This is a genomic window from Pseudoduganella sp. RAF53_2 (assembly GCF_052113985.1).
GTDB lineage: Bacteria > Pseudomonadota > Gammaproteobacteria > Burkholderiales > Burkholderiaceae_D > Rugamonas.
Window position 1 is genome coordinate 1 of sequence record NZ_JBFRDW010000287.1, and the last position, 7,168, is coordinate 7,168.

The 7,168-nt window shown below is 62.6% G+C and carries 9 protein-coding genes; all 9 read left to right on the top strand.

Going from position 1 to position 7,168, the window contains the following annotated elements:
• A partial coding sequence (gene pstC, locus AB4Z11_RS17460) for a phosphate ABC transporter permease subunit PstC (RefSeq protein WP_442026508.1) occupies positions 1-687 on the top strand: 687 nt, incomplete at its 5' end.
• On the top strand, positions 684-1,541 hold the full coding sequence (pstA, locus tag AB4Z11_RS17465) for a phosphate ABC transporter permease PstA (protein ID WP_442026509.1): 858 nt from the start codon (positions 684-686) through the stop codon (positions 1,539-1,541). The genes pstC and pstA, both read left to right, overlap by 4 nt.
• 18 nt (positions 1,542-1,559) lie before the next feature.
• Positions 1,560-2,324: a phosphate ABC transporter ATP-binding protein PstB gene (gene pstB / locus AB4Z11_RS17470; RefSeq protein ID WP_442026510.1), complete on the top strand. Its 765-nt coding sequence runs from the start codon at positions 1,560-1,562 to the stop codon at positions 2,322-2,324.
• A 32-nt stretch (positions 2,325-2,356) separates the two neighbouring features.
• Positions 2,357-3,064, top strand: coding sequence for a phosphate signaling complex protein PhoU (gene phoU / locus AB4Z11_RS17475; RefSeq protein ID WP_442026511.1), 708 nt, complete (start codon positions 2,357-2,359; stop codon positions 3,062-3,064).
• 8 nt (positions 3,065-3,072) lie between these two features.
• A complete protein-coding gene (locus tag AB4Z11_RS17480) occupies positions 3,073-3,765 on the top strand; it encodes a response regulator (protein WP_442026512.1) in 693 nt (230 codons plus the stop codon).
• A complete protein-coding gene (phoR, locus tag AB4Z11_RS17485; RefSeq protein ID WP_442026513.1) occupies positions 3,762-5,093 on the top strand; it encodes a phosphate regulon sensor histidine kinase PhoR in 1,332 nt (443 codons plus the stop codon). The genes AB4Z11_RS17480 and phoR overlap by 4 nt, the downstream gene beginning before the upstream one ends.
• A 56-nt stretch (positions 5,094-5,149) precedes the next feature.
• Complete coding sequence (locus AB4Z11_RS17490; protein ID WP_442026514.1) at positions 5,150-6,151, top strand: patatin-like phospholipase family protein; 1,002 nt, start codon at positions 5,150-5,152, stop codon at positions 6,149-6,151.
• 11 nt (positions 6,152-6,162) lie between these two features.
• Positions 6,163-6,567 carry a GlcG/HbpS family heme-binding protein gene (locus tag AB4Z11_RS17495; protein WP_442026515.1) on the top strand — a complete coding sequence of 135 codons (405 nt, stop codon included), beginning with the start codon at positions 6,163-6,165 and terminating at the stop codon, positions 6,565-6,567.
• 35 nt (positions 6,568-6,602) lie between these two features.
• A complete protein-coding gene (locus tag AB4Z11_RS17500; RefSeq protein WP_442026516.1) occupies positions 6,603-7,124 on the top strand; it encodes a GNAT family N-acetyltransferase in 522 nt (173 codons plus the stop codon).
• Positions 7,125-7,168 lie beyond the last annotated feature (44 nt).

Consider the following 7,168-nt stretch of genomic DNA (forward strand, 5'->3'; position numbering starts at 1 on the left):
CCGGTGAGTTTTGGCATTGCGTTGTTCCTGACCGAGATCTGCCCGGTCTGGCTGCGCCGCCCGCTGGGCACGGCGGTTGAGCTGCTGGCCGGCGTACCATCCATCATCTACGGTATGTGGGGCCTGTTCGTGTTCGCGCCGATGTTCGGCACGTATGTGCAGCCGCTGCTGAAAGCCACCCTGGGCCAGCTGCCCTGGATCGGCGTGCTGTTCAGCGGCCCGACCATGGGTATCGGCATGGTGACTGCCGGCCTGATCCTGGCGGTGATGATTATTCCTTTCATCTCATCCGTGATGCGCGACGTGTTTGAAATCGTGCCGGCCGTGCTGAAAGAATCGGCATACGGCCTGGGCTGTACCCGCTGGGAAGTGGTGCGCAAGATCGTTCTGCCTTACACCAAGACCGGTGTGGTCGGCGGTGTGATGCTGGGCCTGGGCCGCGCGCTGGGCGAGACCATGGCGGTGACCTTCGTGATCGGTAACGCCAATGAACTGAGCGGCTCGCTGTTCGCGCCGGGTAACAGTATCGCTTCCACTCTGGCCAATGAATTCGCAGAGGCGTCGACGCCGCTGCACGTGTCCTCGCTGTATGCGCTGGCACTGTTCCTGTTTGTGATTACCTTCATCGTGCTGTCCGCCGCGAAGCTGATGTTGATGGGCATGTCGCGCAAGGAGGGCGTGAAATGATTAATACGAATAATCCCGTTTATCGCCGCCGCCTGCTGGTGCACCGCGCGGGCATCGCCCTGTCGGTTGGCGCCATGGCGTTCGGCCTGATCGCACTGCTGTGGATTCTGGCGACCCTGCTGGTCAACGGCGTGGGCGCCCTGAGCGGCTCCATGTTCACCGCCACCACGCCCGCTCCCGGCAGCGAAGGCGGCGGTTTGTGGAACGCCATCTTCGGTTCGCTGCTGATGGTCGGCTTGTCCACCCTGGTGGCGACCCCGATCGGCATCCTGGCCGGCATTTATCTGGCCGAATACGGCGACGATAACAAGGTTGCGCAGGTAACCCGCTTCGTGACCGACATCATGCTGTCGGCGCCGTCGATCGTGATTGGCCTGTTCGTGTACGCCCTGTACGTGGCGAACCTGAAGCACTTCTCCGGTTTCGCCGGTTCGCTGGCGCTGTCCCTGATCGCCATTCCGGTGGTGGTGCGCGCTACCGACAATATGCTGCGCCTGGTGCCGAACTCGCTGCTAGAAGCCGCTTACGCACTGGGCACCCCGCGCTGGAAAGTATCGACCATGGTGCGCCTGCGCGCCGTGAAGGCTGGCGTGGTGACCGGCGTGCTGCTGGCTGTGGCCCGCGTGTCCGGCGAGACCGCACCACTGCTGTTCACGGCCCTGAACAACCAGTTCTTCAGCGCCGACATGAATCAGCCGATGGCTAACCTGCCGGTGGTGATTTATCAGTTCGCGATGAGCCCATACGACAACTGGCGAGCCCTGGCATGGGGGGGCGCGCTGCTGGTGACCTTCAGCGTGCTGGGCCTGAATATCCTGTCGCGTACCGTATTTGCACAGAATGCGCCGAAATAATCCAAGACTAAAGAGATCATGACCCAAGCAAGCAAAATTATCGAAATCTCCGGCCTGAACTTCTACTACGGTAAGACGCGCAGCCTGCACAATGTCAACCTGGACATCCACGAGAAAAAAGTAACCGCCTTCATCGGCCCGTCCGGCTGCGGCAAATCGACCCTGCTGCGCACGCTGAACCGCATGTACGACCTGTACCCGGGCCAGCGCGCGGAAGGCACGATTGCCTACCGCGGCCGCAATATCCTGGAAGCAGGCCTGGACGTGAATATGCTGCGCGCCAAAGTGGGCATGGTGTTCCAGAAGCCGACTCCGTTCCCGATGTCGATTTACGATAACATCGCGTTCGGCGTGCGACTGTATGAAGACCTGTCCAAGGGCGAGATGGACGAGCGCGTGGAATGGGCGCTGAAGAAGGCCGCCCTGTGGACCGAAGTGAAAGATAAATTGAGCAAGAGCGGTTTGTCGCTGTCCGGYGGCCAGCAGCAGCGTCTGTGCATCGCSCGCGSCGTGGCTGTGAAGCCGGACGTTCTGCTGCTGGACGAGCCGACTTCCGCACTGGACCCGATCTCGACGTCGAAGATCGAAGAACTGATTAGTGAGCTGAAGCTGGATTACACCATTGCCATCGTGACCCACAATATGCAGCAGGCAGCGCGCTGCTCGGACTACACGGCCTATATGTACCTGGGCGAGCTGGTGGAATTCGGTGAGACCGACCAGATCTTCATGAATCCTGCGCGTAAAGAAACCCAGGATTACATCACTGGCCGCTTCGGCTAACAAAAAAATTACATAAATTCGGAGAGATTGCCATGATGGGCGAACATTCAAGCAAGCAGTACGATCACGAACTGGAAGCGATCCGCTCCAAGGTTCTGCTGATGGGCGGCATCGTCGAGACCCAGTTCCTCGACGCCATGACCTGCTTCCGCATCGGGAACATTGAGCGCGCCGACCGCGTGATCCGCGAAGACGACAATGTGAACCAGCTGGAAGTGCAGCTGGACGACCAGTGCAGCCACCTGATCGTGCGCCGCCAGCCGACCGCCAATGACCTGCGTACCGTGATGGCCACCATCAAGGTCATCACCGACCTGGAACGCATCGGCGACGAAGCGGCCAAGATCGCCCGTACCGCCAAGAGCCTGCACGGCCGCGGCGCGGTGACCGTGAACCACTACGAAATGGTGCGTTCCATCGCCAATGCGACCAGCGATCTGCTGCACGATGCGCTGGACGCTTTCGCCCGCAACGACGGCAAGCAGGCGCTCCAGCTGATCGCCCAGGATGCGATCATCGACCACGAGTTCCGCTCCATCATGCGCAATCTGATTACCTTCATGATGGAAGATCCGCGTACAATCTCGGCGGCACTGGACACGATGTGGGTGGCCAAGGCTATCGAGCGCATTGGCGATCACGCCAAGAACATCGCCGAATACGTGATCTATGTGGTGGAAGGCAAGGACATCCGCCACAGCCGCGTTGCCGCACCCGCACCCGAGGCCAGCCCAGAATAAGGTAAGCAATGGCATCGGATAAGACGACTGTACTGATTGTTGAAGATGAACCGGCGATCGTTGAGCTGGTGACGTTCTCCTTGCGCGAAGCCGGCTGGCATTGCGTTTCTGTGCAGAGCACGCAGGAAGCCTGGGAATACATGCAGACCCGTACCCCGCAGCTGGTGCTGCTGGACTGGATGCTGCCCGACCAGAGCGGCCTGCGCCTGCTGGCGCGCATTCGCGGCGACCGCCACTTCGGCAATGTCCCCATCATCATGCTGACGGCAAAGAGCATGGAAGAGGACAAGCTGGCTGGCCTGAACAGCGGCGCCGACGACTACATCACCAAACCGTTCTCGCCACGCGAGCTGCTGGCCCGTTCGCGCGCGCTGCTGCGCCGCAAGAGCCCTGAGCTGGCGGAGACGCTGATGAAGGCCGGTCCGGTCACGCTGGACCCGGTCAGCTGCACCGTATCGCTGAACGACAGCAAGATCGACATCGGCCACGCCGAGTACAAGCTGCTGAAGTTCTTCCTGGCCCACCCGGAGCGCGTGTTCTCGCGCAGCCAGCTGCTGGACAAGGTGTGGGGCGACCACGTGGTCATTGAGGAGCGTACCGTGGATGTGCATGTGCTGCGCCTGCGCAAGGCGTTGAAAGAGGCTGAACACCTGATCCGCACGGTGCGCAGCGTCGGCTACATGCTGTCCGAGAAATCATGAACCCGCTCGTTCTGTTCTGGGTGCCCGTTGCCGTGCGCATGGGCCTCCTGCTGGCCGCGGCGGGCCTGGCATGGTGGATGTTCGGACCATCGGCTGCGGCCTTCGTGACCTTCGTCGGCATGCTGGCGTGGATTCTGATCCAGCTGCGCTACCTGTTCCAGGCCAGCCAGTGGCTGGACGATCCGCAAAGCAGCCGCCTGCCGGATGGCTGGGGCGAGTGGACCGGCGTGTTCGCGCGCCTGTACCGCCTGCGCCGCGACGACGAAAAGAACCAGGCTGAATTGACCGAGTGGCTGGCGCGCTTCCGCCAGGCCATGCACCTGCTGCCGGACGGCGTGGTCATCATGGACGACGTGCTGTTCCTGGAGTGGTGTAACCCGGCTGCGGAAGAGCACCTGGGCCTGCGCCATGACCGCGACAAAGGCATGCGCGTGACCAATCTGGTGCGCAGCCCGGACTTCATGGATTACCTGATCCTGGGCCGCTATGAGCAGCCGCTGACGTTGAGCTTCCGCGAGCGCAAGCTGATCGTCCACATCATCCCGTTTGAAAACCGCCGCCAGATTCTCGTCACGCACGATGTGACGGAAACCCAGCGCGCGGAGATGATGCGCCGCGACTTCGTGGCCAACGCTTCGCACGAACTGCGAACGCCGCTGACCGTGATCGTGGGCTTCCTGGAAATCGCTGCGTCGATGGATCTGGATGCGGAAACCCGCGCTTCGCACCTGAAGCTGATGATGGAGCAGGGCCACCGCATGCAGCACCTGATCGAGGACATGCTGACGCTGTCGCGCCTGGAATCTGTCGATCATCCGATGCGCCCGGAGCGCGTGGACGTGACCAAGCTGATGGAGCAGCTGCTGCACGAAGGCCGCGCGCTCTCCAACGGCAAGCACACCATCGAACTGGAAGTGAAGGGCGGCGACGTAATGGGCAGCGTGGACGAACTGCACAGCGCCTTCGGTAATCTGGTGTCCAACGCGGTGCGCTACACGCCGGTGGGCGGTACCATCCATCTGCGCTGGGAAGATACGCCAAGCGGCGTGCAGTTCCAGGTGCAGGATACGGGCATCGGCATCAACCCTGAGCACATCTCGCGCCTGACCGAGCGTTTCTACCGCGTGGACAAGAGTCGCTCGCGCGAGACGCAGGGCACAGGCCTGGGCCTGGCCATCGTCAAGCACGTGCTGCTGCGCCACAGCGGCAAGCTGACCATCACCTCGGAAGCAGGACACGGCAGCACCTTTACCGTCAGCCTGCCGAAGGCACTTTCCAGCGCGCCGCAGCAGGTCGAGACCCTGGTAGGGCCGGAACAGACGGTGTGATGTCCGGTATGCGTTACAATCTGCACGCTCAACCCGTGCAGATCTCATAACCATACATGTATTTGAAACGTTTTACCCTGGCCGCGCTGGCAGCCCTGGCGCTGGCCGGCTGCCAGACAAATCCAACTCCATCCCAGCCCGTTGCGGTGCCGTCCGGTGCCGTGCAGCCGGTTACGCCTGGCTCACCCACAACACCTGACGCGCACGCCACGGCGCCGGCGCAGCCGGCCGTCGTTGAAGCGCCTCCGCAGCTGCGCAAAGTCCGCATTGGCCTGGCTCTCGGTGGCGGCGCCRCGCGCGGCTTCGCGCACATCGGCGTAATCAAGGCCCTGGAATCGAATGGCATCACGCCGGACCTGGTGGTCGGCACCAGCGCGGGCAGCGTGGTCGGCGCGCTTTATGCGGCCGGTAACAACGCCAGCACTTTGCAGAAGATGGCCTACGATATGGACGAATCGGCCATTTCCGACTGGGCGCTGCCGCTGTTCGGCAAGTCGTCCGGCGTGCTGAAAGGCGAGGCCTTGCAGGCGTATGTGAACAAGGCGGTGAACCACCGCGCCATCGAGAAGCTGAAGATCCCCTTCGGCGCCGTGGCGTCCGACCTGAAGACCGGCCAGCCGATTCTTTTCCAGCGCGGGAATACGGGCATGGCTGTGCGCGCCAGTTCCGCCGTGCCGGGCGTGTTCCAGCCGGTGACGATTGCGGGCCATACCTATGTCGATGGCGGCCTGGTGGCGCCGGTGCCGGTGCGCTTTGCGCGCGAGATGGGCGCGGACTTCATCATCGCGGTCAATATCTCGACCCAGGCTGAATCGCAGCAAACCAATTCTTCGCTGGAGGTCATCATGCAGACCTTCTCCATCATGGGCCAGCGCATCAACCAGCTGGAGCTGCGCGATGCGGACATCGTGATCCAGCCGCCGCTGGGCAAGATGGCGTCCAGCGATTTCAAGAACCGCGCCGTGGCCATCCAGGCCGGCGAGCGTGCCACCATGGCCGTGATGGGCCAGATCAAACAGAAGCTGAAAGCGCTGCGCGAGCAGCCTGCAGTGCAATAAGGAAGAGAACCATGCAAACCAAGCCGTACCTGTCCCTGGAAGATGTGAAGAAGATTGCTGCCGGCTGCGAAGCTGAAGCCAAGGCGAATAACTGGGCCGTGAGCTTTGCCATCTGCGACGATGGCGGCCACCTGCTGTGGTTCCAGCGCCTGGATGGCGCGGCGCCGATGTCCTCGCACATTGCTCCTTCCAAGGCGCGCACTGCCGCGCTGGGCCGCCGCGAATCGCGCATCTACGAAGAGATCATTAACAACGGCCGCACTTCCTTCCTCAGCGCGCCGGGCGTTGAAGGCATGCTGGAAGGCGGCGTGAATATTGTGATCGACGGCCACACGGTTGGCGCGGTGGGCGTGTCCGGCGTGAAGTCGACGGAAGATGCGCAGATCGCCAAGGCGGGTATCGCCGCGCTGGGCTAAGGCCTTCGCTGCCGGCTTCGCCGCTCCCTTCGCGCATGGACCTGGTGCTCGCTCCCGCTGTCGTCGGCGATGCCGATGACCTGCTGGCGTTCGAGTCGGCCAACCGCGCGTGGTTTGAACACTGGGTCGTTCCGCGCGATCCTTCTTACTACAGCATCGAGATGGTCCGCGCTTCGCTGGCGATTGCCCAGCGCGAGCGCGATCTCGACCTGTCGCATCAATATCTGCTGAAATCCGGCGGCGAAATTATCGGCCGCGTGAACCTGACTGGGGTGCAGCGGGTGGCCTTCAACAAGGCCTCGCTGGGCTACCGCATCGGCCAGGCTCACGCCGGCCGCGGCGTGGCCTCGCGCGCAGTGGCGCTGCTGCTGGATGAAGCGTTCGGCAAACTGGATTTCTGGCGCATTGAAGCCAACTCGCGGCCTGAGAATGCGGCTTCCGTGCGCGTGCTGGAACGCAATGGCTTCCGCGCCTACGGCCGCGCCACGCGCAGCATGCAGCACCAGGGCGCCTGGTACGACCAGATCCTGTTTGAGCGCCACCGCGACGCGGCCTAGCGCGCGAAGACTCCACGCTACCCGCATCTAGAGCGCCTGCGCCC

Bases quoted from the DNA above. Each gene is read 5' to 3' on its own strand.
- pstA (WP_442026509.1), top strand. From the start codon at position 684: ATGATTAATACGAATAATCCCGTTTATCGCCGCCGCCTGCTGGTGCAC.
- phoU (WP_442026511.1), top strand. From the start codon at position 2,357: ATGATGGGCGAACATTCAAGCAAGCAGTACGATCACGAACTGGAAGCG.
- AB4Z11_RS17480 (WP_442026512.1), top strand. From the start codon at position 3,073: ATGGCATCGGATAAGACGACTGTACTGATTGTTGAAGATGAACCGGCG.
- phoR (WP_442026513.1), top strand. From the start codon at position 3,762: ATGAACCCGCTCGTTCTGTTCTGGGTGCCCGTTGCCGTGCGCATGGGC.
- AB4Z11_RS17495 (WP_442026515.1), top strand. From the start codon at position 6,163: ATGCAAACCAAGCCGTACCTGTCCCTGGAAGATGTGAAGAAGATTGCT.
- AB4Z11_RS17500 (WP_442026516.1), top strand. From the start codon at position 6,603: ATGGACCTGGTGCTCGCTCCCGCTGTCGTCGGCGATGCCGATGACCTG.